Genomic DNA, 26,458 nt, shown 5'->3' with positions numbered 1-26,458 from the left:
TACAGCATTAACACATTTGGTATTCTGGTAACGACATTAACTGAATACAATAATCTTGTTTAGATTTTTTATTCAGTGTTTTTAGGTAATCAGAAGTCCCATTATTGATACTTCCTTGAATAATATAATCTTGAAGATTTTCTGTTTCAACTAATTTGAAATTGTCTAAAAACACTTCCCAATCTGGCATGGTTTTAAAAGGTAATTTACCTTTATTTCGTTTAAAATATTTCTCTCTAAAACTATCATTAAAATCTCCTTGTTCTTTCAATGAAATTATAGCATTATTAAATATTACGGAAGGTAATTTTAATCTTACCATAATGGTATTTGCATCTATCCAAGCCTTATCTCCTTTCCAACCTGCAACATTTGGTGGATCTAACAAGGTTTGACCTAAGAGTCGTTGCATTTTAATAAGGTCATTTTCTCTTTCAAATTTTACAGGAATGGTGTTTGCCATACCTACTAAAAACTCAATTGGCGATTTTATTTTTGCTCCTATATGCTCTTTATCATAAAACCAATCCGAAGTAAATACAAAACGCATTAATGTTTCAATATTATAATCCTTGTAAAACACATCTGCCATAGCTTCAATGTGCTTTTTATTGGGTTTAGGATTTACAAAATAGCGATAGATTTTATCCGATATAAAGTATGCACATTGTTTATTTCTTAAAATAATATCAATTATATCATCACCTGAGAAGTTACCAGATTTACCGAAGAAAGTTTTTATACCTTCATCGTGCTGACGCTGTCTCATAATAAAATCACCTTTAATACTGTGATTATATCCTGTAAATGCCCTAGCACTTTCTTTTATATCTTTTTCAGAATATTGGCCTTCACCTAATGTAAAAAGTTCCATTAACTCTCTAGCAAAGTTTTCATTTGGTGTGCGTTTTTTATTTTGTTTTCCATTAAGATATTTTAGCATTGCTGCTTCTTTTGATATGGCTTTTACAAATACTTTAAAATCCCCTAAAGCATAAGCTCGTAACGTATTATTAAAACACTGTACATAGAGTATATTATTATCCTTGCACACAAAATGATTAGCCCAAAATAAAGTCATTCGTTCTCTTAATGTTTCTTTAGGACGAACCAGTCTATTGATCCAAGCGTAATTAAAATCTAATATCTTTTTTCTGCTTTTCTCCCTTAATTCATTTTGTAATTTTGGGTTATCTTTTAAGTCTTTCAGTTTTATGCCATTGAGATATGAAACATCAACTGTAAGAGGAGATATGGATTTGGAGTTATTAAAAATATCTTCAATAATAGTTTTCTTATCAGTTTTTGAAATCTTTTGATTTGATAGATTAATACCAAATCCTGCTCGCCAATAAAGATGTTGAAGTTCTCTCTGTGTCATGTGTTATTAGACTGATAAATAGTATAATGGTTTAAAACAAAAACCGCTTCTTATATAGAAACGGTTTTTTGTAGTAATTATTTTTAATGAGATTATTTACCTCCATCTAGCTCGTCTTGCCATTTTAGCAAGTCTTCCCAACGACCTTCAGCAGCCATTTTAGCTTGGTCTGGCCAAGTCCCAGGATTGTGAATTTTAAAACGATCTCCTCCACTTTTTAAAACGCTCTGGCATTTATCTATACTACATTCTGATAATGCCTTCCATGTTTTTACATCATGGTTATGAAACAATTCTTGAATTTTTGGCCCAATACCTTCAACAATCGTTAAATCATTTTCTTTTATTTTCTTGCCAAAAACCGCTTTAGCTGCATCTGCATCAAATGCAACTAGCGCTGCTGCAGGTGCAGTAAAAGATGATGCCAAATAAGTATTTGCTGTTTTTAAATCGGATTCAAGTTTTGTTTTTGCCGATAACGAAGCTGATAGGTCTGTTTCTAATTTTGTTCTACTTAATTTGCACGCTTCTAAATCTGCCTCAAGCCTTGCAATTCTGTCGCTATCATCATTTCCTCCTCCAAAAAGTCTTCCTAATAAATAGCCTAATAATGCACAAATTAGACCTACAAGTAATGGGATTAATATACACCAATTCATAATTTTATAATGTTTTAAGTTTGTTAGTTAATTGTTATTTCTGTACGTCTGTTTTTAGTACGTCCTTCTTCTGTTGCATTATCAGCAATAGGTTGAGTTTGACCTTTTGAAGTTGCTTCAATATGATCTCCTAGTATACCGTTAGAAATAAGGTATTGCTTTGCAAAATCCGCTCTTCCGAGACCTAAAATCATATTTTGATCTGCGTTTCCTGTATTGTCGGTATGACCAACAACTTGAACTTTTACGCCTAGCTTATCTACACATCTTGATATATCTGCTATTTTCTGACGCTGTTCTGCTGTTAAATTTATTTGTGCAGCTCCTGTCTTAAAATACAGTACAATCGGATTTTTTCTTATAGAATCACAAGCTGCAGCTAAAGCTTCATCTGTAGCGCCTTCTTCAAATGTTACCATTCCAAATTTTAATGGCCCAAATAAAGTGTTTGTCTCATCAGGATTAATTGAATCATTCAATTCTCCATGAATATCTATCTGCTTAGAAGGAACTCCCTGTGTTACTAAATAGTTTTTAACCGCATTTGCTCTTGCCAATCCTAAGTTTGGGAACGCTGAATTATTGGTTTCATCATTTCGATAATAACCTGTAATATCAACATCCTTTAATGGATTTGCTAGCAAGTAATCTTTTAGTTTTATAACCTCAGCAGAAACGCTTTCGGAGATTGGTTCTAAAATTGAAAAGTTCGATGTTTTAAAATTAAAATTGTCATTAATTTTAATATTGAAGTCACCATCAGCATCGGAAATAGCAAAAGCATTTCGAGTAGCTGAAATAACCTCAGGTTCTGCTACAATATTAGTCTCTTCTGTTTCGACTTCTTTGTTAGGATTACAATAGCAATCATCACACAAATAGCAATACAATAAAGTACCAATAATAATAGTAATCAAAATACCTAAAAGGTAAGATGTTTTTTTACTCATTAGTTAGTGTTTTAAGTTAATGACCCTTAAGATATTAAAAAAATTAACACCTTTTAGTCATTAGTCTGAAACACAATACTTAAAAAAGTCACAAAATAGCAGCCTATTGTTAAAGATTAGAGAAAAAATTACCATTATTAATTGTAAACTTTAATCCAATTCCGAAATTGTGATATTTAATTTTAGAAAAATTACTTTGAATTTCTGGTGCAGTTCTAATATTGGTTGTGTCTGTACGGTATGAATAGTCTATAAATATTGAAAACCTATCTGAAACATCGTAACTAAGATAAGTTTCATAAATTAAAACTTTAGCGCTATCGTGCTGTTGATTAACTCTATTCTTTTTAATATAGTTTCTATAATCAGCGTAACCAATAGGCGCAATACTAGCTGCGAAAGACAACTTTTTTGAAACTGAAAATTCGTAACCAAATTGTAGATAACTAGTGGTTACATAACTACGTTTGTATTTACCTGTAAAACTAATGTCCGTGATGTCTAAATATGTAGAGTTAAAAAAACCACCTACAAAAAAGCGTTTGTAAACAAATAGTTGTCCTCCAAGCTTAAAACTTAAGTTCCCATTTGCTCCTTTTCCAATATTACTATCGTCATTTATAATTGGTTGAAAAACTCCTAATGTAAATATTGCTGTTTTCTGAAATACTTCTACTTCTGAACTATCAATTTTTCGATCATTAAATTCATCGTCAGAATTTTGAGAATTTAGAATAATGCTAAAAAATAACGTGCAAACTAGTAAAATTCTCATCCTAATAATTGAAGTTAAATTCAAAATTTATATCGTCTATGGTTAAAACCTCAACTACTTCTGGTTGATCGTTTATGGAATAAGTGAATATAACGTTAGCACCTAAAAATGACAAAAAATCACCAGAAGCATCTGGTCTTTCATCATCTAGAAACCTACCTCTATTCATTTGCTTATAACAAGCAGTCTCAACTTCATTTAAAACACCGTCTTCGTAGACTTCTAAACAGGGAATTGAGGTATAATTAAAATTATATTGTAATTCTGTGCCAGCAGGACTAGACCTTATAATATTAAATTCAAAAAAAGCTTTTTTGGGTAACGATATTGTTTCTAAATCAATTAAATAATCATCTGGTATATAAGTTTCTGTGTTTGTTCTGTACATATATTTTGAAAAATCTTCACCTCCATATACCTCAATAACAAAATCTTCATCCTTCCCTAAAAGTGTAATTAGTGAAAAAGTTCCGTCAATATCACTTGTAGTGCCACCCAAAAGCACACCACTATCTTCATTACTTGGATCTGAGTTGTATAAAAAATTCTCATCTCTTCTAACAAATACATTAATTTGAGAATTGGAAATTGGTTGATTGTTTTCATCAACAATTTGTCCTTTTATTAAAAGTCTAGCGTTATTTTCAAAAGGGACTTCACACTGTAATAAAAACAAGATAAAAAGTAAGAGTAGTCCTTTAAACTTTGCCATTCTATTCATTTAAGTCGTTTTTATTTAAAGATAGTAATATTAAAAAATGGTTGCGTCAATTAATGTTAAAAAGAAAGCCACATCTTGCGATGTGGCTTAATATTATTATTCTTTAAAAGGTGGTGGTGGACAAACTGGATATACATATTCCTCTGGAATTTCTTTATTTTTTTCAGTGTAATAAAAACCAAAAATATGTTTCCACCAGCTTTTTAAAGCATCTTGCTCCGTAAATAAATAGGAGTTCTCTATTTTATAAGTGTCACCCGAAATATTTACACTTATTATAGCAGCAAAATAATATTCAATACTTTCTTCATCAACTCTTTTGTAAGCAAATAAGTTATAAGCATAATAATTTGAATCAATAGAAGGCTCAACAATACTTCCAAATTTTACTTCATTTGGTTTATTTTTAAGTGCTTCCTTAAATTCTAAAAGCCTCTCATAAGTATAAGTGCCCTTCGGTGGTTGTGAATTTTTTAAATACGCTATGTTACCAATTTTTAAGCTATTAGTAAAACTCTTACCCAATGAGTCAATTAAACTATAATTAATTTCATTTTGAGAGAAACTATTTAATATAAAAGTTAATGCACAAAATATTGAAATTGAGCCTTTTTTAATCAAAATGAAATCTTTTATAAATCAAACTTAATGCCTTGCGCTAATGGCAATTCATCAGAATAGTTAATAGTGTTTGTTTGTCTTCTCATGTAAACTTTCCAAGCATCAGATCCAGACTCACGTCCACCACCTGTTTCTTTTTCGCCACCAAAAGCACCACCAATCTCAGCTCCAGAAGTACCAATATTTACATTCGCGATACCACAATCACTACCTGCATAAGACAAGAATTTCTCTGCTTCTTTCATTTCGTTAGTCATAATAGCTGAAGATAATCCTTGGGCCACTCCGTTTTGTTTAGCAATAGCGTTTTCAACATCACCAGAATATTTCATTAAATATAAAATTGGAGCAAAGGTTTCGTGCTGAACGATTTCAAAATCGTTTTCAGCTTCAATAATTGCTGGCTTAACGTAGCAACCAGATTCGTAACCTTCACCTTCAAGAACTCCACCTTCTACTAACACATTTCCACCTTCTGCTTTTGCTTTTTCAATTGCGGCTAAATACGTATTAACTGCATCTTTATCGATTAATGGGCCAATATGATTTTTTTCATCTAAAGGATTACCAATAGTTAACTGCCCATAAGCACCAACGATGGCATCTCTTACTTTATCGTATACCGATTCGTGAATTATAAGTCTCCTCGTAGACGTACAACGTTGTCCGCACGTACCAACCGCACCAAAAACAGCACCAGGAACTACTACTTTTAAATCGGCAGTTGGTGTGATAATGATAGCGTTATTTCCTCCTAATTCTAATAACGATTTTCCGAAACGTTCAGCAACTGTTGCTCCAACAATTCTACCCATGCGTGTAGAACCTGTTGCAGATACTAGTGGAATTCTATGGTCAGTAGTCATAAACTCACCAACTTTGTAGTCTCCATTAATGATACAAGAAATCCCTTCTGGATAGTTATTTTCTTTTAAAACATCTGCAATAATATTTTGACACGCTATTGAGCATAAAGGTGCTTTTTCAGAAGCTTTCCAAACACAAATATCACCACATATCCATGCTAAAGCTGTATTCCAAGCCCAAACCGCTACTGGGAAATTAAACGCAGAAATAATACCCACAACACCTATTGGATGCCATTGCTCTCTCATAACGTGGCCTGGACGTTCCGATGGAATAGTTTGTCCATTTAACTGACGAGATAAACCTACAGCAAAATCACAGATATCAATCATTTCCTGAACTTCTCCGTAACCTTCTTGAAGCGATTTACCCATTTCGTAAGACACTAATTTACCTAATGGTTCTTTTAAATCTCTTAGTTTATTCCCAAACTGACGAACCACTTCTCCACGTACAGGTGCTGGCACATCTCTCCAAGATAAAAATGCTTTTGTCGCAGCATCCATTACCTTGTCATAATCTGCTCTAGTAGTCGATTTTACTTTTCCAATTAATTGACCGTCAACAGGCGAGTATGATTCTATAATTTCTCCGTTTGAAAAATTATTAGACCCTGTTGAAGTGCCATCATTTAAATCTTTAACACCTAACTGGTTTAAAGCCTCTTTTATTCCGAAATCGGTAGCAACTGCTTCCATATGTGTTTAAATTTTATGAATTATTAAATTTTTATGCAAAGTTACTAATAAATTGTCAGTTTTACTTGAAGCGTACTACCTAAAAATGTAACTTTAAAGCACTTATAAAATCTAACCTAACATGAAAAAAATTATTCCGATTATTCTAGCTTTACTTTTATGCATATCATGTAAAAAAGAGAACAAATCAGAAGAAACAGCAGTAGCTAAAAATCAATCTGAAACCACAATAGAAAGACCTGAATTCGCAATAATAATTCATGGTGGAGCTGGCACTATTTTGAAGAAAAACATGACGCCAGAAAAGGAAGCTGCATACAAAGCTAAATTAGAAGAAGCAATTAGGGTTGGTTATGAGGTTCTTAAAAATGGAGGTTCTAGTTTAGATGCGGTCACCAAAACCATTAACATAATGGAAGACTCACCGCTTTTTAATGCTGGTAAGGGTGCGGTATTCACCAATGCAGAAACTAACGAATTAGACGCGTCTATAATGGATGGTAAAACACTTAATGCAGGTGCATCTGCTGGTACAACAACCGTTAGAAACCCTATTGATTTGGCGAGAGCTGTAATGGATAATTCTAAACACGTCATGCTTTCTGGTAAAGGGGCTGAAATTTTTGCCGAAGAACAAGGATTAACGCTAGTTGAGCCATCTTATTTTCATACAGACAGACGTCTAGAATCTCTAAAACGTGTTAAAGAACGTGAAGCACAAAAAACTAATAAAATAGATACAGAATCTGCTTATTTGGATTTCTATGATGCAGATATTAAAAATGCTAAATTCGGAACAGTGGGTTGCGCAGCACTCGATAAAAATGGAAATTTAGCTGCTGGCACATCTACAGGAGGAATGACCAATAAGCGCTATGGAAGAGTTGGCGATGCACCAATAATTGGTTCTGGAACTTATGCTAATAATGCAACATGTGCAGTATCGAGTACTGGTTGGGGAGAATACTTTATAAGAGCGCAAGTTGCACATGATATTTCTGCTTTAATGGACTACAAAGGCTTAAGCCTCAAAGAAGCTTCTAAAACAGTATTAGATAAAGTTGCAGAATTAGGAGGAGATGGTGGAATTGTAGCCGTAGATAAAAATGGAAATATGGTTGCAGAATTTAATACTGCTGGCATGTATAGAGCTACAATGAATGATAAAGGTGAATTAACTATTGGAATCTATGAGCAATAATCTGTAACATTTTAATATATTTAAACACAAATAGTTAACCAACCTCAACTACAACCATTGACCTAATTTACTTTCAACCTAAAAGAAAGTAAATGATAACATTATTTCGCCGATTTAGGCAACGTCTTCTAACCGAAAACAAATTTTCGAAATACCTCATCTATGCTATTGGCGAAATCATCCTTGTAGTCATTGGTATTCTCATTGCCCTAGGCATTAATAACAACAACAACTTCAACGAGCAGAGAAAGCTCGAACAGGAATACCTCACGTCTTTACAATCAGAATTTAAAACCAACCTAGATAGAATAAACACCTCTATTAAAGTCAATGAACAACGTGTACAAACGTTAGAAAAAGTATTGACTTTATTTAATAAAAATGCGCTTGATACCATTAGACCACAGACAATCTCTCAATTGCTTGGACCTATTTTTGGCAGCGATATTCAATACACACCAGCAACGGGAGTCTTAAATGATATTATTAGTTCTGGCAAACTCAATCTTATTTTAAATAAAAACTTAAGACAAGATTTAGCTTCTTTTGAAAGCACAATAAATGTTTTAAGCACTCAGTTAAATGATGCCGATTTTACCCAACGAAAATTAACAAGTCTATTTTTTAAAAACGGAAGTGCTAAAACTATTGTTACGGATTTAAAAATCATTGACAAAGAATTTCAATCTATATCTTCTAATACAAATAACAAGGACATCTTTAATTCCGTTGAATTTGAAAATTATTTAGTGGATTACTACCTATTAGCTAAGGCCACAAATGGACCTCTATTATTTAGCGGTATTAAATCGCAAATAGAAAGCATATTAAAAGAAGTTGAAAACGAATTAGAAAACAAATAAGCTATTAATTAAATATCAACATCATGAAAAACAAAAAGCCAAACTGGACTAAAACCGAATTACAGGTTTACATTATGTTACTATGCGCTAATGCAGATAAAAAGGAAACTGAGGAAGAGTTAGAAATGATACAAAGCAAAACCTCTACAAAAACCTTTTTAAAAATGCATAAAAAATTCCATGAGCATTCTGAAAAAAAGCGATTAGACAAAATTGAAAAGGTTATTAATAACCACGATTATAGCGAGATGGAACTTGCGGCTTTTAGAAGAGAAATGTATAAGATATTCTTTTCGGATTGCAGTTTTAGCTTGATGGAAGAACGTTTAGACATGACGCTAGACAATATACTTTATTAGTTTAATGATAAAATTCTTCCGTCATATACGTCAGCGTTTAGTTTCTAAAAATAAGTTTTCTAAATACCTCATCTATGCCATTGGTGAAATTATCCTCGTTGTTTTAGGTATTTTGATTGCTTTACAAATAAATCAAAATGCAGAGAACAAAAAGACTAATAATACCAGAAAAGACTATTACGTACAACTATTAGAAGACCTAAACAAAGACAAGCAGTTTGCAAATGAGATTATTAAGTTGTTTGAGAAAGATAGAGAGGAATACAATACTTACTTAGAAATATATTCCGCAATTGATTTATCACCATCACAAGTCTATGATCATCTCATGACATTAAATATAATGTCTACACCCTTGTCATTCAATTCAAACACTATAGAATCCTTGCGCAGTAGTGGAGAAATTATTTTAATTCCTTTAACTATTAGAAATAAGCTTATTGATGTACTTCGATTTCAAGAAGAAGTATTGAAAAGCAGTGATTATTCAGATAAGGGAAAAAACAATGTGCTACAGGACTTAGGGATTTATAGAGGAGCATCAACATTGGATAGTAGGCTTCAAAATCAATCTCAACTGAAATCTTATTTAGAGTTTGACAAAAATATGCCACAAATTATATTAGGCTTGGATGCTGTTCAAAGGTGGAAAGAAGTCTCAGAAAACGATTCAATTAGTTATTTAAAATTAATGACTGAAGATATTGATGTCGTTATCGATCTGATAGAATTAGAGTTAACAAAACACGAAGGCTAGTATGATTAAATTTTTCAGAAAAATTAGATATAACCTAATGGAAGCAGGAAAAACTAGCAAGTACCTTAAATACGCCATTGGCGAAATTATACTTGTAGTGATTGGTATTCTCATTGCCCTACAAATTAATAATTGGAACTCAACACAAAAAGACATCGCTAAAGAGCAGCAAATCCTATTAAGTCTTCAAGAAGAATTTAAACAAAATATTGAAGAACTTAGTTTTGACCATCACGTAAACATGGGAAGTATAAATGCTGTAAAGACACTTTTAAATCTCGATAAAACTACAGATTTTGAAACCAAAACTATAGATAGTCTATTGGGTCAAGCGTTCAACTTCGCAACTTTCGATGCCAGATTAGGAGTTATCAACGACATTAGTTCATCTGGAAATCTTGAACTCATTAGAGATGTTGAACTACGATACAAGTTAAACCAATGGACAGGCGAATTAGCCGATTATAAAGAAGATGTTATAATTAGAAGAGACTATTGGATAAAACATACACCATCTTTGGTTCATAAGTTCTTACCTATACGAAATCAAGACATGTTTATGGATCGAGAAGATTATGTAAGAGACATTGTAATTAAGCCTATGGAAGTTCCAAAATCTAATTACGTTGCATTTTTATCGAGTTTAGAAGTGGATGGTTTTTTATTTGATTATTATATGAATCAATCCTATGTGAGTACTAATGAGGACTCAATAATGAAGTTTTTAAAAGAAACGCTCTCCTTAATAGAAAAGAATATAGAACTATGATTAAATTCTTTCGTAAAATACGATACAACCTCATGGAAACTGGCAAAACATCCAAATACTTTAAATACGCTATTGGCGAAATTGTGCTTGTAGTGATTGGTATTCTCATTGCATTGCAGATTAATAACTGGAATGAAAAGCGTCTTCAAAAGCTCACCTTAAGCAACTACTACCAGCGCATGCACGAAGAGTTAGAAAGTAGTCGGGATAATCTAGACAATTTAATTAATGGCATTGATAGTTTAATAATACTAAATAGAAAAACGCTTGAAATACTAAGTTCTAACAATAAAGATTCTATACCAACGCTACAAAAAACCTTAGGTGCATTAGGTACAGCTTGGATGAATAATTTTAATTATCCAATTACCGAAGAGTTTATGAATGAAGGCTATTTAGCCAAAGTAAATAACACTAAAATTAAAGACGAGTTACAAGCATTTAGTATTCAACTGAACCTTTTTACAGCTCTTGATAAAGGAATAGGTGATCAATATTTATTGACCATAGAGCCTTTTATTAACAAACATCTTAATTACTCACAAATTGCTCTTGATAGGTATAAAACCAGCCTCGTATCAGGAGGACCTAAAACAGATTTTGAAAGGCTGTTTAATAATTTAGAAGCATGGAATATCATAACATTTAAGTTAGAGTTGCTTATTTCTCAAAAGTACGCTTTGCAAGAATTTAAAGCCATGACAGAGCGCCTAACCAACTTATTAAATTCAGAGCTAAATTAAAAACCATGATAAAAGTTTTTAGACATTTTCGCAAATCGTTACTCATGGAAAACAAAACCAGCAAATACTTTAAATACGCTGTTGGTGAAATTGTGCTTGTAGTGATTGGTATTCTCATTGCATTGCAGATTAATACATGGCAACAACACAAAAAAGACAAAGCTCTAGAACAACGCTATCTTAAAAATCTCGTTCTTGAGTTAAAAAAAGATTCCGTAGCATTACGCAACAATGCATTGCAACTAGAGCGGCAGGCTAATACCAAAAACCCGCTACTAGATATGTTAAGCGAAGGAAAAGAAACTGACTCGCTTAAACTGTTTTTTAATTTACAATGGAGGCCTATATACACTTATACTCCCCTAAAATCTACATACGAAGAAATGACTAATAGTTCTCATCTCAATATTATTCAATCAGACGAGGTAAGAAGTGCTATTGTAAAAATGTATAACAGTTATGAAGACTTAGAAAAGGATGAAGATTTTCTTCTAGATTATTTTAAAAACTTAGTCAATGAATTATCTAAAAAAGTAACCTCTATTTACGATCCAAGTATTGAAGACATTTTAGCTTTAAGTAAGGACAAATATATTATGAATAGTATTCGCTTAAATGGCGCGTACAGTAGGCTAAATAATTATAATGAAAAACTAGATGAATGTAGTCAGCTATTACAACAAATAAAAAACTACCAAAACTCTTTAAGATGATAAAATTCTTCCGTCACATTCGGCAAAACCTAATTATGGAGAACAAAACAAGCAAATACTTTAAGTATGCCATTGGAGAAATTATCCTTGTAGTTATAGGTATTCTAATTGCATTGCAGATTAATAATTGGAACGAAAATCGCCTTCAGAATCAAACTTTAGAAAACATTTATTCAATCATTGCTGAGGATCTAAAAAATGATATTGAAGACACCAATGCAATTTTAAAAGGAAAAAAAGAATTGGAGCCTACTTTTAATAAAATATTAGACGGTTCATTTACCAAAGACGATTATAAAAATTGCGATGGATGTGAATACATTATTATTGGAGGTCCCGATCTCACAATTGAAAAAAGAGGTTATAATCTCTTAAATAATTTCAACTCCTCAAAAACAAATGCAGACGGTTTAACAAACAATATTGTACAGTTTTACACAAAACAACTAACTAAACTAACCGTGGACGATGATTTAAGAACAAGCGATATTGCAAACAATATTAATGATTGGAAAAGCAAATATAATTGGTATTCAGACTATATCACAGGACGAAATAAAGACGGATTTATTGAATATGCGTTAGAAAATCTCGATTATAAAAATAGAGTAGCAAATCATTATATGCTTAATTATACTATTTACATTCCTAAACTAGAAGACTTTAATGCTGAAGCTAAACACATTTTAAGCCAATTAGAAGAAAAGTTGAAATGATAAAATTCTTTAGACATATAAGACAAAACCTCATGGAAACCGGCAAAACACCCAAATACTTTAAATACGCTATTGGCGAAATTATCCTCGTAGTTATTGGGATCTTGATAGCCCTACAGATTAATAATTGGAATGAAAACAGAAAAAGTGACATTTTTGAAAATGAAATTCTAACACAAATCCGTGCCAATCTTATAAAAGATCAGTTAGTATTAAAAAAATTTATTACAAATGCTGAAAATGCTGGTACTTCAACTGATAAAATTTTAGCTGAGGATTTATCACTTAAAGTCAATGATAGTATTAAGTTTTGGTTAGGTGAAATTGTGAGATTTGATAGATATAGAGCCTTATCCAATGCATACGAAGTACTTAAATCTCAAGGATTAGACAAAGTGAGTAATAAACAACTTCAATTTTTACTTGGTATGTATTACGACGACCAATCTGTTGCAGCCAGAACAGCATGTCATGACTTAGAAATTATGTTTATTAACGATTGGATTCCAATTCTTAAGAAGAATATTATACATCAAAAATTTGGGAAGATAGTTGAACTACAGGATTATTCAGAATTAAAAACGAGTGGTGAAATTAGAAATCTGCTAATCTTAAATCGAGATAACTGGAGTGGTAGTAATGAAACTCTTAAGGACACTTATAGTCTTATAGATAAAATTTTAGAGATTATTAATACAGAACTTAATGATTAAATTTTTCCGCCATATACGTAAATCCTTGATCATGGAAAATAGAACCAGCAAATACTTAAAATACGCTATTGGCGAAATTATCCTCGTCGTTATTGGAATTTTAATAGCATTGCAAATTAATACATGGAACCAAAATAGAATTGATTTAAAAATTGAAAAACAGTTATTGTCCGAACTTTTAGAAAATTTAGAAGTTAACGAGCTAAGACTTAAAAAAAGTATTGAAGAAGAATATCGTACTGGTAAATCAATACAATTTGTTGTTGAAGTTTTAGAAAACAAAAGTGTTTATAATGACAGTATGAATTACCATTTCGGTAGAGCAGATTTCACTTCAGATATTGTAATCGCTAAAACTGCTTTTGAAGCTATTAAATCAAGAGGGTTTCAAATCATCACCTCAGATGCACTAAGAAAAGAAATAATCGATCTTTTTGATTCAGAATATACCGTTTTATTGGCACAAACGGTTCGTTTAGAAGATCAGTTTTGGCCAAATGCAGCCTTACCGCTTTTTCATAAACATTTTAGACTTTTAGAAATGAAAGCAAGAACCTTTGAAAAAACACTTTATGATGCCAAACCTATTGATTATGATGCGCTTTTACACGATGAGGTTTATATTAATATGATAAAACATAGAGGGTCATTTAGATATGCTGGAGCAGATTTAAAAAATAAGGCTTTAGAAAAAACCAGAGCACTTAAAGAACAAATTATTAGTAACCTAAAAACGTTGTAGTGCTATCATGATAAAATTCTTCAGAAAAATTCGCCAAAACCTAATTATGGAAAACAAAATTGGCAAATACCTAAAATATGCCATTGGCGAAATTATTCTCGTTGTTATTGGGATATTAATTGCCCTTCAAATTAATAACTGGAATGAAAACCGAAAATTGAACATACAAGAGCAAAATGCTTTAAACAATATTCATCGAGATTTTTTAAAAAACAGAGAGATCTTAGAAGAAGTGAAAACAAGTACTCAATTAATCATGACCTCAGGTGTACAGATACTTAATCATACCGGAAACAAAAAAATACCAGACACAGAGCATGCTTTTAACGATTTATTAAATAAACTATTCAACAGCTCACCATATTATCCACAAAATGGTTTTTTAGATGACTTATTGAGTTCCGGAAAACTAAGCATATTTAAAAGTGCAGAGTTAAGAAACTTGCTGTCGTCTTGGAAACCAGAAGTTGAAATTTTAGAAGAAGGGTTTATTACTGTAGATAAAAATGAGGATATCTTAAATCTCTACATCCTTGAACGTGGCAGTTGGCTTAATGCCGATCAAGTAGGCGAATACAATAGAAATGTTACATTTCCATTATCTGGTTTTAAGGTAGATAATAGGGATTTACTAAAAGCACTAAAATTCGAAAATTTGGTTGAAAATTTAGTCATAGCTGCTGACAATTATTATTCATCTCAAAAAAAATCAGAGCAACTACTCAATAAAATAGTCACCTTGCTAGAAAGCGAAATACATAAAAAATAATGCTTAAATTCTTTCGTCACATCCGTCAAAGCCTCATTATGGAAAACAAAACAGGTAAATACCTCAAATACGCTCTTGGAGAAATAATCCTCGTCGTTATTGGTATTCTCATTGCATTAAGTATTAATAATTGGAATGAGAACAGAAAGGACAAAATTAAGGAAGCAGGTATTTTAAAAGAGCTAAATACTGATTTTACAAATAACTTGTTGCAGTTTGAAAATGTTAAAAAAGTACACTCTAATTCTTTAAAAAGTGCTGAAAAATTCAAGATGTATATAAATCATTCGGATCTTTTATCTGTTAAAGATAGTATAGCAAAATACTATTTTTCAGCCTTTAACGGAGTGTCTTACAATCCATCAAACGGTGTTGTAGAATCATTGATTTCTTCTGGTGAATATCAACTTATTAAAAATGACACCTTAAGGAATTATCTTATTTCGTGGAAAGATGCTCTTCAAGATTTTATTGAAGAAGAAGATGTATCTAGAAAACTTTGGGGAGAGAAAATTGAACCATATATTATTGAAAGTGGTGATTTTACCAATTTAGCAAGCCCAAAAAACTTCAAACTTATTACCACTGATCAATTCAAAAATCTCACGGAACGACATATTTTTTATCTTAAAAATATTATGAGGTCTATTGAAGATGAACCGCTTCAGTATCACCTGAAAGAAATTGTACGGCTTTCTAAAAAACAAACTGAATGATAAAATTATTCCGTCATATCCGCAAAAACTTACTCATGGAAAACAAAACATCCAAATACTTCAAATACGCCATTGGCGAAATTATATTGGTGGTTGTAGGCATTTTAATCGCGCTTCAAATTAACAATTGGAATGAGAATAGAAAGATAAGAGCCTCTGAAACTGAAATTCTTCAGAATCTTGAAATTGAACTTATATCTAATAAAAATAAGCTTAAAGAAATTATTGAAATTCATAAAAGAGGTCATGATAATGGCTTATATATGCTAAATCTCTTTGGTAAAGATGTATCTCAAATACCACATCAAAAATTAGATTCAATGCTAATAAGTGTAGAAAGCGCCAATACTTTTGAGGCCAATGATGGGTATATAAAATCCCTAATAGCATCAAGTAAGATTGACTATTTACAAAATGCAGAACTGAAATCGTTTATCGCATCCTTTGGGTCCATGGTTGAAGACGCCACACAAGAAGTTGGTTACGTTTTTGATTTATTGAACAATCATTTTTACCCTATAACGGATGGAAAATTAAATGTTTTAAACAGATGGTCTATTTACTATAAGGATTTTCCAAAAGGCTCATATACATCAGACTACGAATGGTTTTTCAATAATCGGAAATTAGAAGATTTAATGGCAGGTGTAGTGAGTTGGAAAAAAGAAATCATCACAGATAAAGAAATCCTCTCCGATAAAATTGACAGAATGCTTCAACTTATTCAGAATGAATTAAAATCTAAAAATTAATTATGATAAAGTTTTTCAGAAAAATTAGACAAAACTTGCTTTTAGAAGGCAAAATTGGAAAATACCTTAAATATGCCATCGGTGAAATTATACTTGTTGTTCTAGGTATTTTAATTGCCTTACAATTAAACAATCTTAATGATGAAAGAAAAACCGAAAATTTAAGGCAAGTTTATTATAAACAATTATTACAAGATTTTGAGAACGACAAAGCATATATAAAAGAGCATTCTTCAAGAATAGATTCTAATATGGTAAAATTTAGAGCTTTTAAAGACATCTATAATCAGCCAAACTTACCAATAATTGAAATAGTTTCTGCAACTGGAAATTTAGATTGGCAACTTTATAATGTTCAATTCAAAACTAATACGGTAAATACGTTACAGAATACTGGTGACATCAAATTAATACCACCAACCATTAGGGAACAAGTAATCCGTTTAGATAAATATAAAGAAGCGACAGAAGAGGCTTCTGAATACAATAATGGTGAAGCTGGTAAAGCGGGTGCAACGGCAGCTAATAGATATGGGAGTCCAGAATTTGCCTATAAAAACATACAAAATCAACCCAAACTGTGGGAACGGGTATTTGAAGAAAAAAACTTAATAGAGCTTCTTATTAACTTCGAAAGGTGCCAACATATGAAGGCTAAATCGGAAAAAGGAAGTCTTAAAAGATTTAAGAAAATTATATCTGATATAGAAGAAATTGAAATTCTTATTAATAAGGAATTAAAAAAATAACTAAAGCACATCAAAATGCATAATTAATTACTAAAATTCAAAATACTTTATTATTAAAAACCGCTATTAAATGATAAAATTCTTTAGAAAAATTCGCCAAAACTTACTTTCAGAAGGTAAAACTGGAAAGTATTTTAAATATGCAGTCGGAGAAATTGTGTTAGTTGTGATTGGAATTTTAATTGCCCTTCAACTTAACAACCTCAATGATGAAAGAAAAACTGAAAATTTAAGGCAAGTTTATTATGAACAATTATTACAAGATTTTGAGAAAGACAAAGCATATATAAAAGAGCATTCTTCAATAATAGACTCTAATATGGTTAAAGTTAAAGCCTTTAAAGAAATCTATAATCAACCAAACCAGCCAATATTCCAAATAATTTCTGAATCTACAAATTTAGATTGGGCTTTTAGAAATGTACAATTCAAATCTAACACAATTTCAACTTTAGAAAACACTGGAGATGTTAAACTAATACCACCTAATATTAGAGAAAAACTAATTAGTTTAGAAAAATATAAAGAAGAAACAGAAAATGTTTCTAAATACAATAATGATAGAGCAGCAATAGCAGAATTTAATGCAAGTCAAATATACGGCAGTGTAGATTTTGTGTTTGAAAATATTAAAAACCAACCTAAACTATTAGAATGGGTATTTGATAAAAATCGTCAAATAGAACTTCTTGTAGCATTTGAGTCCAGTCAAAATAACAAAGTAAATTCTGAAAAATCAAGTCTTACGAGATTCAAGAAAATTCTATCTGATATGGAAGAAATTGAAATTCTTATTAATAAGGAATTGAAAAAATAACGAAAACACAACATACTTTATTATTAAAAATCGCTATTCAATGATAAAATTTTTTAGACGCATACGACAGCAATTACTCTCAGAAAATAAGTTTAGTAAATATTTACTTTATGCCATTGGAGAAATTATCCTCGTAGTTATTGGTATTCTTATTGCACTTCAAATTAATAATTGGAACGCTCAGCAAAAAGAGAAAGAAGCCTTAATGAAAACCCTTTCAATCATAAAAAATAATATTGAAGATGATATTTTAATGCTTGATTCATTAAAATCAAAACGAGAAAAATTAATACCACTTTATAAAAAGGAACAACTCACTTTTTTCAACAATACCTACGATTTGGAAACTTCTATGAATGCCATATATGTTTTTGATGTATTTAATTTTAAAGCAAACCAAAGTGGTTTCAACACGTTAGAGCAATCGCCTTATCTGGCATTAATAAATGGCAGTAACCTGCATAAGTTATTACTAGTGCGCAAATCTGCCATAGAATATCTATATATAACAGAAAATGAAACTAATACAGGAGTAGATAATTTAGAAACGCAGTTAGAACACACGTTTGATATGAAAATGGGATACACCATTTTTATGAGTGCTAAAGAGCAGCAAGACGCTAAAATCACTATTACAGATATTGATGCTTTTGTAAAAGAAGTGCATAATTCTGTGCTTTATAGAAATGCTATAACAAAAGCATCTATTAGAGACAAAACTATTATTCCTCAGTACGATGCTTTAATTCAGCTTAGTAAAGATGCCATAACTGAGATTAATAAAGTTACCGAGAGTCCATAGTATTTTTAGCGTCTAATAAAACCTAGACCTTATTGTCATTCCTGCGAAGGCAGACAAACCTTTAGGTTCAGCGCAGCTAATCCACATGTAATAATCGAATGAAATGCATAAAAATGTTCATCAATACTACTTATACATACTTTCAAATAAGTACAACGGAACATTATATATTGGAATTACATACGATTTAGAACGGAGAATGTTTGAACACAAAAACAAACTTATTGATGGATTCACCAAAAAATATAGTCTTAATCGATTAATCTACTTTGAAACGTTTCAATACGTCAATGACGCCAAAAAAAGAGAGAAAAATATGAAAAAATGGAAACGTCAATGGAAAATAGATCTTATAGAAAAAGAAAATCCTAATTGGAGAGATTTATCTAAAGACTGGCCAAGTCTCTAGATAGTAAAAAATGACCAATACAGTGGATTCCTGCTTTTGCAGGAATGACAAAATCATACAAAAACAATCCCAATTTCATTAACTCATCTGGTAACAATTCTTAACTTTAAGAACAATTTAACAACCACCAAAAGTCTAAACCCTTAAAAATTGGCGTAACTATTTAACAAGAATGTACCTACCCTTCTTTTTAATCAAAGTTTTACTCTTAATACCATCGACACCATGAACATCAAAAAACACCTCCTCCTACTTCTTATTCTTAATTTGGTATTTTCTTGTAAAAAAAAGCCTGTAGAAACCGATAACATTTTTAAGTATAGAGATTATATCAGCTATACCACTTCTGGAATTGTTTCTGTATTAGAACCTATAAAAATTAGCTTGGCCAATGAGGTTGAAGGATGGGAAGCAGAACAAAACATTGATGATGCTATAATAAAAACACAACCTCACATTCAAGGCACATTAAAAGCTCTCAATAAACACACTTTATTATTTACTCCAGATGAGCCATTAGAACCAGCAACAGAATATGCCGTTACTGTAAAACTTGGAGAACTCTATAAATCCATACCAAAAGAGTTTGAAGATTACACCTTTCAGTTCAAAACCATTACTCCGAGCTTCAGCATTATGACTAATAACTTGCAATCGTACAGCAAAGAGTGGCAGTACGTTTTAGGTCAATTACGCTCGTCGGATGTAATTACTTTAGAAGATGCCAAAAAATTGGTATCAGCAAAACAGAATAAAAAAGACCTCAACTTAGTTTGGTTAGAAATGCCAGAACCGTCTAAATATTTTGAATTTAGAATAGACAGCATCAAGCGCAACATTGAAGACAGTAAAATTGATATCGCTTGGGATGGAAAAGCCATTAAGGCCGAAAACAAAGGAGACAACTTCATTAATATTCCTGGAAAAAACAACTTTAGCATTGTAGAAACACAAGTTATTCAAAATCCAGAACAATATTTATCACTCAACTTTTCCGACCCTTTAAAAAAACAACAAAACTTTGCTGGTTTGGTCACTATTCAAAATGTAAAAAACCCAAAATATATTGTTGATGGCAATGTTTTAAAAGTTTATCCAGACACTAAATTAGTTGGAGATATAAAAGTCGATGTATTTACAGGCATAACAAACACAGACGGTTTTAAACTCAAAAAAGCCTTCTCGCAAACCTTAACTTTTGAAGAATTAAAACCACAAGTAAGACTAATTAGCAATGGCTCTATATTACCAAATTCTAAAGATTTAAAATTCAATTTCGAAGCTGTTAATTTGAGCAAAGTCGATGTGCGAATCATCAAAATATTTGAAGATAATGTTCTTCAGTTTCTTCAAGAAAATAATATGAATAGCAATTACGAACACTCTATAAAACAAGTCGGTCGTCGTATTGCTAAAGAAACGATTACTTTAATAGGAGATGAAAATTTAAATACTGGCGAATGGAAAGCATACAGCATCGATTTATCTAAATATTTACAGGCAGATCCTGGTGCAATTTATCGCATTGAAGTCAGCTTTAAACAAGACTATTCCTTATACGATTGTTCTTCCAAATCAGAAACCACAGAGATTGAAGAAGACGATTATTATGACGAGTATTACGAAGAAGATTTTTACGCCTCTGAAGACCTTACAGAAGAGGAAGAAGAACTGAGAGAGGAACGTTATTGGGATAATTTAAGCTATAGCTACAGAAACACTAATTACAGATATAGTGACAGAGATAATCCTTGTACAAAGTCATACTTTAATTACGGAAATCGTGCTATATCGCTAAACTTAATTGGTTCTAATTTAGGAGTTATAGCTAAGCAAGGCAATGATTTCAACTACTTCTTTGCAGTCACCAATATACTTTCAACAGACCCAGAAACAAATGCAAACGTTACACTATATAATTATCAGCAACAAGAAATCGCAAAAGGCAACACCAATAATGATGGTATTGTAGAAATCGATGCTAAAAAACGAGCAGCTTTTGCTATAGTTTCTAAAGGAAAAAGTGTGAGCTATGTAAAATTACATGATGGTAATTCTTTATCACTAAGTAAGTTTGATGTGTCTGGAAACAGATTGCAACGTGGACTAAAAGGTTATATTTATGGTGAGCGTGGAGTTTGGCGACCTGGCGATAGTTTGTTTTTAACCTTTGTGCTGAATGACAAAGCAAACAAGCTACCAAAACGTCATCCTGTAAAATTAGAAATCACAGATCCTGTTGGCAAGTTAGTATACAGAAAAGTGTCCATAGATAACATTAATAATTTCTATGATTTCACAGTACCAACCTCTACCGATTATAAAACCGGAAACTACAACGCTAAAGTTTCTGTTGGTGGAGCTAATTTTACAAAAAGCCTTAAAATTGAAACGGTTAAACCTAACCGATTAAAAATTAAAATAGACTTTGAAGACGAAGTTTTAACCAATAACAAACCGCTGCAAGGAGACTTAAACGTAGCATGGTTACATGGCGCGCCTGCAAAAAATTTGAAAGCTGAAATTAAAGCAAAATTCACAACGTCATACACCAGTTTTAAAGGTTATAAAAACTATGTGTTTAGCGACCCAACTAAAAACTTTAGCTCAGAAGAAACCAATGTATTTGAAGGCTATTTAGATGCTGAAGGGAATGCAAAGGTCGATTCAAAATTAAATATTGGCAAGAATGCTCCAGGCATGTTAACAGCTCAATTTTTAGTACGAGCGTTTGAAAATGGCGGTGATTTCTCACTCGATGCCTTCACCATGCCTTATGCACCTTATGAGAGTTTTGTTGGTTTACAATCACCAAAAGGCAACAACTATGGTTCATTCTTTACAGACGAAAATCAAACGTTTGATATTGCAACTGTTACCGCTGAAGGCAAACCAATTCAACGCAATAAATTAGAAGTAAAAGTCTATAAAATTGAATGGCGTTGGTGGTGGAATTCCTCTTACGATAACTTATCGAGTTATGTGTCGAGCAATTACCACAGACCTGTACAGCAATACGAAATCGATACTGATGCCAATGGAAAAGCGAGCTTTAAAGTCAATATTCCAGAAAGTGATCGTGGACGCTATTTAATTAGAGTGGTTGATCCTGTGAGTAGTCATGCCACAGGACGCACAGCATACTTCTACAAAAACTGGTGGTCTAATTCGGCAAGTGGAGATAAAGAAGCCGCAAAAATGTTAGTCTTCTCAACAGATAAAGACAACTACAATGTTGGCGATACAGCTAAACTTACGTTTCCATCTGGAAGCGAAGGCAGAGCTTTAGTAAGTATTGAAAATGGAACCGAAGTGTTACAACACCAATGGGTAAAAACCAAGCCAGGTGAAACTACGGTAGAAATTCCTGTGACGAAAGACATGGCTCCGAATGTGTTTATTAATATTTCATTATTGCAACCACATGCCATTACCTCAAATGATTTACCAATTCGTTTGTTTGGAGTTATTCCTATGATGGTAGAAAATCCTGAAACTCGATTAGAGCCACAAATAAAAATGCCAGATGTCATTCAACCAGAGCAATCTTATGAAATAAAAGTATCTGAAAAAAACAATAAAGCCATGACTTATACTATTGCAGTTGTTGAGGAAGGCCTGTTGGACTTAACCCGATTTAAAACACCTAATGCTTGGGATAGTTTCTATGCTCGTGAAGCTTTAGGCGTAAAAACTTGGGATATTTTCGATGATGTTATCGGAGCGTATTCTGGTAGCATTGATCAAGTCTTTGCGATTGGTGGAGATGGAAGCGCAGCTGGTGGAAAAAACAAAAAAGCGAATCGCTTTAAGCCTGTAGTAACGTATTTGGGACCATTCCTTTTAGATGCCGGAAAAACAAAAACACACCAATTAAAAATGCCAAATTATGTTGGTGCTGTAAGAACAATGGTTATTGCAGGAAACAGTAATACCGAAGCTTATGGAAGTGCTGAGAAATCTGTAAAAGTTAAAAAACCATTGATGGTTTTGGCGACGTTACCTCGTAAATTAAGTCCAGGTGAAAAGGTAACACTTCCTGTTACGGTTTTTGCTATGGAAAACAAAGTGAAAGATGTGACACTTTCTGTAAATGTAAGTGATGGCATTACCATAAAAGGCAATAAATCACAGTCATTAAAATTCAGTAAACCAGATGAAAAGATGGTGTATTTTGAATTGGATGTTACCAAAGCAAAAGGCATTAATACCATTGAAGTTGTAGCCACAGGAAATGGAGAAAAATCGACTTATAAAGTAGAAATTGATGTAGAAAATCCTAATCCATTCACCTCGCGAGTTATTGATAGTGAGTTACAAGCTAACGCTAAACAAACCGTTGAATTTTCAACCTTTGGAGTACCAGGAACCAACTCGGCAACGGTGGAATTTTCAACCTTACCACCTATGGATTTCACAAAACGATTAGCGTACTTAATTCTTTATCCTCATGGTTGTGTTGAGCAGACCACCTCTAGTGTTTTTCCACAATTATTCTTAGCAGATATATTCGATTTAACACCTCAAAAGAAAAAGCAAGTACAGCGTAATATAGAAAGTGGTATTAATCGCTTAGGACGTTTTCAGAATGCAATTGGAGGATTAGGCTATTGGATGGGTGAAAATTCAGCAAATGATTGGGGAACAAGTTATGCTGGGCATTTTATGATAGAAGCCGAGAAAAAAGGATTCGTTTTACCGCTAAGTTTTAAGAGCAATTGGATTGCCTACCAAAGACGAGCAGCACGTAATTGGAGACCAAGTTACAAATCCTATCATACTGATTTTGCTCAAGCATACAGACTGTACACTTTAGCTTTAGCTGGTAGTCCTGATTTAGCAAGTATGAACCGATTAAGAGAATTCGATGAAATTTCTAACGATGCCAAATGGAGATTAGCAGCAGCTTATGCTTTAGCCGGACAGAAAGAGGCAAGTGAGGCCATTTTAAAATCGGCAAATATAGATTTTGAAGACAACGAAGCTAATCACTACACCTATGGCTCTGTATATAGAAATAGAGCAATGGCATTAGAAACTATGCTACTAATTAATCATTCTCAAAAAACAGATATAGCAAAGTCTATTGCAAAATCTTTAGCAAGCGATCGTTGGATGAGTACACAAACAACAGCTTATAATTTATTAGCTCTTGGAAAAATGATAACGCAGAATGGTGGTAAAGAATTAAAACTCACTTATACCATAAACGGTAAAACTGAAACTATTGACACTAAAAATGGTATTTCGCAACGCAATGTTTCTATAAAAGAAGGTGAGAATCAAATTGCAATTACTAACTCAAAAGACAATTTGGTTTATGTACGAGTTTTAAATTCTGGCAAACTAAAACTAGGTGATGAAATTGCAGAGCAAAGAGGTTTATCAATTTCAACCGTTTATAAAGATTTGCAAGGCAATAAAATCGATGTTACCAAATTACAACAAGGTCAGGATTTTGTAGCAACGGTAAGTATTTCAAACTTAACAAGAGATTATGTAAACGATGTTGCATTAACACAAATATTTCCTTCAGGTTGGGATATTGTAAACACACGATTTACCGATTTTGGAGATACCACAGTAAGTAATGCGAGATATACAGATATTAGAGATGATCGAGTGAACTTCTATTTCGATATGAATAGACAAGGAAAATATGGCACTAAGACCTTTACAGTGATGTTAAATGCATCTTATTTAGGCACCTATTATTTACCAGGAGCGCAAGCTGAAGCCATGTACGATAATGATGATTATTTAGTACGAAATAAGGGTAAATGGGTAACTGTTGAGAAATAACCAAATTCCTGCGTAGGCAGGAATCTCAAAAAACAATGCTAAACTACTTGTCGGTCGACAGACAAGAATCCTAAACATAAACCGCTAAAATGTTTAACTTAAAAACAAGTAATTATGAAAAATTTAAAAATGATTTTAGCGATCGCTTTAGTATTCAATATGGCAATTGCAACGGCACAACAAGAAGCGTATGTAGCAGCAGAAAGTGGATTATCTCTTAGAGACCAGCCAGATGTTAGCGGAAAAATGCTTACAAAATTAGCTTATGGTGAAGCCATTGGTTTACTAGAAGAAACAGATAAAAACCTAGTCGTGTTAGATGCTGGTGAAAAAATCAGTGGAAAATGGGTGAAAGTAGAAACCAGAAACCACATTGGTTATGTGTTTAATGGGTATTTATCACCAAATAAAATTGCAAGAACAATTCGACTTAAGTTCAATGATGTAAATGTGGAAATTAAAAACTTAGCTACAAGTGATTATAAGCGATCACATAATTTAAAGGAAGCTGATTCAACTACAATTAAAGTAGATATTAATGATAAACCTGAAGGGAAAAATATTGTTCTAATAGAGAATGATTATAAGCAAGTAAGCCTATTTCAACGTTATGAAAATAGTTTCTCTTACATGAGTGGTGATCCTAAATGTAATACTAATGAATGGAAACAATTTAGTACAGAATGGAAGCCACTTAAGCAATTAAAGTCTAATACGTTTGAAACATTAACATACACTGAAAAGGACTGGATTAATTTTATTGAAACAGCTATCAAGGATTTAAAAGATGATGTTGAAGACAAATGTGGAAAAGACTGGTTAAATTATGTAAAAACTATAAAAAACCTAAAAGATTATCCGGTTAGCATTTCAACAGAGCGTGTTTTTATTAAATTTATCTTAACAGATTCTGAAGATAATATCACAGAAAAAATAATTGAATTTGAGATGCCAAAAGGGTCTTGAACCATAAAAAAAGACCTTTTAGATTTGTCTTGCTGAACTTGTTTCAGTATCTCATCTAAAAGGTCTAATAAAATAGATATGAAAAACTCTAAACCATACTACGCCGTAATTTTCACCTCAACACAAACTGAAACCATTGAAGGCTACTCAGAAATGGCTGTAAAAATGGAAAATCTAGCCAAACAACAAAAGGGTTTTATTGGTATAGATTCTGCCAGAAATGAAGTCGGCATAACAGTAAGCTATTGGGAAAGCTTAGAAGCCATTAAAAATTGGAAAGCCAACACAGACCATTTATTTGCACAACAAAAAGGACGCGAGCAATGGTATAATTGGTACAATGTAAAGATTTGCAAAGTAGAACGCGAGTACGAATTCATGAAAGATCTTTAAGACTTGTCATGCTGAATTTATTTCAGCATCTCAAA

Annotated in this window: 27 protein-coding genes; 20 read left to right on the top strand and 7 right to left on the bottom strand. The window is 32.2% G+C overall.

All coding sequences use genetic code 11. The features are described from left to right. Nucleotides 1-7: 7 nt before the first annotated feature. The 7 genes from H8K90_RS06140 to amaB all read right to left on the bottom strand — a co-directional run bounded on the left by H8K90_RS06140 (nucleotide 8) and on the right by amaB (nucleotide 6,672). Nucleotides 8-1,381, bottom strand: a complete 1,374-nt coding sequence (locus H8K90_RS06140; RefSeq protein WP_186845037.1) for a DUF1800 domain-containing protein — start codon at nucleotides 1,379-1,381, stop codon at nucleotides 8-10. 92 nt (nucleotides 1,382-1,473) lie between these two features. Then, nucleotides 1,474-2,040 carry a hypothetical protein gene (locus tag H8K90_RS06135; RefSeq protein ID WP_186845036.1) on the bottom strand — a complete coding sequence of 189 codons (567 nt, stop codon included), beginning with the start codon at nucleotides 2,038-2,040 and terminating at the stop codon, nucleotides 1,474-1,476. Between the two features lie 23 nt (nucleotides 2,041-2,063). Beyond that, on the bottom strand, nucleotides 2,064-2,990 hold the full coding sequence (locus H8K90_RS06130; RefSeq protein WP_186845035.1) for an OmpA family protein: 927 nt from the start codon (nucleotides 2,988-2,990) through the stop codon (nucleotides 2,064-2,066). Nucleotides 2,991-3,099: 109 nt separating this feature from the next. Further along, complete coding sequence (locus tag H8K90_RS06125) at nucleotides 3,100-3,765, bottom strand: hypothetical protein (RefSeq protein WP_186845034.1); 666 nt, start codon at nucleotides 3,763-3,765, stop codon at nucleotides 3,100-3,102. A gap of 1 nt (nucleotide 3,766) precedes the next feature. Continuing rightward, complete coding sequence (locus H8K90_RS06120) at nucleotides 3,767-4,477, bottom strand: peptidase associated/transthyretin-like domain-containing protein (RefSeq protein ID WP_186845033.1); 711 nt, start codon at nucleotides 4,475-4,477, stop codon at nucleotides 3,767-3,769. 105 nt (nucleotides 4,478-4,582) lie between these two features. Further along, on the bottom strand, nucleotides 4,583-5,107 hold the full coding sequence (locus H8K90_RS06115) for a hypothetical protein (RefSeq protein ID WP_186845032.1): 525 nt from the start codon (nucleotides 5,105-5,107) through the stop codon (nucleotides 4,583-4,585). Between the two features lie 11 nt (nucleotides 5,108-5,118). Further along, nucleotides 5,119-6,672 (bottom strand): L-piperidine-6-carboxylate dehydrogenase, encoded by a 1,554-nt coding sequence (gene amaB / locus H8K90_RS06110; RefSeq protein WP_186845031.1) that lies wholly within the window; start codon nucleotides 6,670-6,672, stop codon nucleotides 5,119-5,121. A 121-nt stretch (nucleotides 6,673-6,793) separates the two neighbouring features. Between amaB and H8K90_RS06105 the strand changes: the two genes are divergently transcribed. From H8K90_RS06105 to H8K90_RS06010, 20 genes are all read left to right on the top strand, one after another. Beyond that, nucleotides 6,794-7,873, top strand: a complete 1,080-nt coding sequence (locus H8K90_RS06105) for an isoaspartyl peptidase/L-asparaginase family protein (protein ID WP_186845030.1) — start codon at nucleotides 6,794-6,796, stop codon at nucleotides 7,871-7,873. A 92-nt stretch (nucleotides 7,874-7,965) separates the two neighbouring features. Further along, the gene (locus H8K90_RS06100; RefSeq protein WP_186845029.1) at nucleotides 7,966-8,736 is read left to right on the top strand and encodes a DUF6090 family protein; all 771 of its coding nucleotides are present in this window, start codon (nucleotides 7,966-7,968) and stop codon (nucleotides 8,734-8,736) included. Between the two features lie 23 nt (nucleotides 8,737-8,759). Further along, complete coding sequence (locus tag H8K90_RS06095; RefSeq protein ID WP_186845028.1) at nucleotides 8,760-9,095, top strand: hypothetical protein; 336 nt, start codon at nucleotides 8,760-8,762, stop codon at nucleotides 9,093-9,095. Nucleotides 9,096-9,099: 4 nt separating this feature from the next. Beyond that, nucleotides 9,100-9,852 carry a hypothetical protein gene (locus H8K90_RS06090; RefSeq protein WP_186845027.1) on the top strand — a complete coding sequence of 251 codons (753 nt, stop codon included), beginning with the start codon at nucleotides 9,100-9,102 and terminating at the stop codon, nucleotides 9,850-9,852. Between the two features lies 1 nt (nucleotide 9,853). Continuing rightward, on the top strand, nucleotides 9,854-10,621 hold the full coding sequence (locus H8K90_RS06085) for a DUF6090 family protein (protein WP_186845026.1): 768 nt from the start codon (nucleotides 9,854-9,856) through the stop codon (nucleotides 10,619-10,621). Beyond that, on the top strand, nucleotides 10,618-11,364 hold the full coding sequence (locus H8K90_RS06080) for a hypothetical protein (protein ID WP_186845284.1): 747 nt from the start codon (nucleotides 10,618-10,620) through the stop codon (nucleotides 11,362-11,364). Before H8K90_RS06085 ends, H8K90_RS06080 begins: the two co-directional genes overlap by 4 nt. A 44-nt stretch (nucleotides 11,365-11,408) precedes the next feature. Next, nucleotides 11,409-12,077, top strand: coding sequence for a DUF6090 family protein (locus H8K90_RS06075; protein WP_186845025.1), 669 nt, complete (start codon nucleotides 11,409-11,411; stop codon nucleotides 12,075-12,077). Nucleotides 12,078-12,112: 35 nt separating this feature from the next. Beyond that, a complete protein-coding gene (locus tag H8K90_RS06070; protein ID WP_186845024.1) occupies nucleotides 12,113-12,793 on the top strand; it encodes a DUF6090 family protein in 681 nt (226 codons plus the stop codon). After that, a complete protein-coding gene (locus H8K90_RS06065) occupies nucleotides 12,790-13,506 on the top strand; it encodes a DUF6090 family protein (protein ID WP_186845023.1) in 717 nt (238 codons plus the stop codon). The genes H8K90_RS06070 and H8K90_RS06065 overlap by 4 nt, the downstream gene beginning before the upstream one ends. 31 nt (nucleotides 13,507-13,537) lie before the next feature. Continuing rightward, complete coding sequence (locus tag H8K90_RS06060) at nucleotides 13,538-14,248, top strand: hypothetical protein (RefSeq protein ID WP_186845022.1); 711 nt, start codon at nucleotides 13,538-13,540, stop codon at nucleotides 14,246-14,248. Nucleotides 14,249-14,294: 46 nt separating this feature from the next. After that, the gene (locus H8K90_RS06055) at nucleotides 14,295-15,017 is read left to right on the top strand and encodes a DUF6090 family protein (RefSeq protein WP_186845283.1); all 723 of its coding nucleotides are present in this window, start codon (nucleotides 14,295-14,297) and stop codon (nucleotides 15,015-15,017) included. A gap of 38 nt (nucleotides 15,018-15,055) precedes the next feature. After that, complete coding sequence (locus tag H8K90_RS06050) at nucleotides 15,056-15,733, top strand: DUF6090 family protein (protein WP_186845021.1); 678 nt, start codon at nucleotides 15,056-15,058, stop codon at nucleotides 15,731-15,733. Then, on the top strand, nucleotides 15,730-16,485 hold the full coding sequence (locus tag H8K90_RS16890) for a DUF6090 family protein (RefSeq protein WP_222611313.1): 756 nt from the start codon (nucleotides 15,730-15,732) through the stop codon (nucleotides 16,483-16,485). Before H8K90_RS06050 ends, H8K90_RS16890 begins: the two co-directional genes overlap by 4 nt. Nucleotides 16,486-16,487: 2 nt before the next feature. Next, entirely contained in the window at nucleotides 16,488-17,234 is a 747-nt protein-coding gene (locus tag H8K90_RS06040; RefSeq protein WP_186845020.1) for a DUF6090 family protein, read from the top strand. Nucleotides 17,235-17,304: 70 nt separating this feature from the next. Continuing rightward, complete coding sequence (locus tag H8K90_RS06035) at nucleotides 17,305-18,051, top strand: DUF6090 family protein (RefSeq protein ID WP_186845019.1); 747 nt, start codon at nucleotides 17,305-17,307, stop codon at nucleotides 18,049-18,051. A gap of 40 nt (nucleotides 18,052-18,091) precedes the next feature. After that, the gene (locus H8K90_RS06030) at nucleotides 18,092-18,853 is read left to right on the top strand and encodes a DUF6090 family protein (protein WP_186845018.1); all 762 of its coding nucleotides are present in this window, start codon (nucleotides 18,092-18,094) and stop codon (nucleotides 18,851-18,853) included. A 103-nt stretch (nucleotides 18,854-18,956) separates the two neighbouring features. Then, nucleotides 18,957-19,262, top strand: coding sequence for a GIY-YIG nuclease family protein (locus H8K90_RS06025; RefSeq protein ID WP_186845017.1), 306 nt, complete (start codon nucleotides 18,957-18,959; stop codon nucleotides 19,260-19,262). Nucleotides 19,263-19,487: 225 nt separating this feature from the next. Continuing rightward, a complete protein-coding gene (locus tag H8K90_RS06020; RefSeq protein ID WP_186845016.1) occupies nucleotides 19,488-25,064 on the top strand; it encodes an alpha-2-macroglobulin family protein in 5,577 nt (1,858 codons plus the stop codon). A 114-nt stretch (nucleotides 25,065-25,178) separates the two neighbouring features. Next, nucleotides 25,179-26,030 (top strand): SH3 domain-containing protein, encoded by an 852-nt coding sequence (locus H8K90_RS06015; RefSeq protein ID WP_186845015.1) that lies wholly within the window; start codon nucleotides 25,179-25,181, stop codon nucleotides 26,028-26,030. Nucleotides 26,031-26,108: 78 nt separating this feature from the next. Beyond that, on the top strand, nucleotides 26,109-26,423 hold the full coding sequence (locus H8K90_RS06010) for an antibiotic biosynthesis monooxygenase family protein (RefSeq protein WP_186845014.1): 315 nt from the start codon (nucleotides 26,109-26,111) through the stop codon (nucleotides 26,421-26,423). The last annotated feature ends 35 nt before the right edge of the window (nucleotides 26,424-26,458 follow it).

It is taken from the genome of Winogradskyella echinorum, from assembly GCF_014297365.1.
In the GTDB taxonomy this organism is placed as follows: Bacteria; Bacteroidota; Bacteroidia; order Flavobacteriales; family Flavobacteriaceae; genus Winogradskyella; species Winogradskyella echinorum.
Note: the sequence above shows the minus strand (reverse complement) of the source record. Positions and strands in the feature narration are given on the sequence as shown.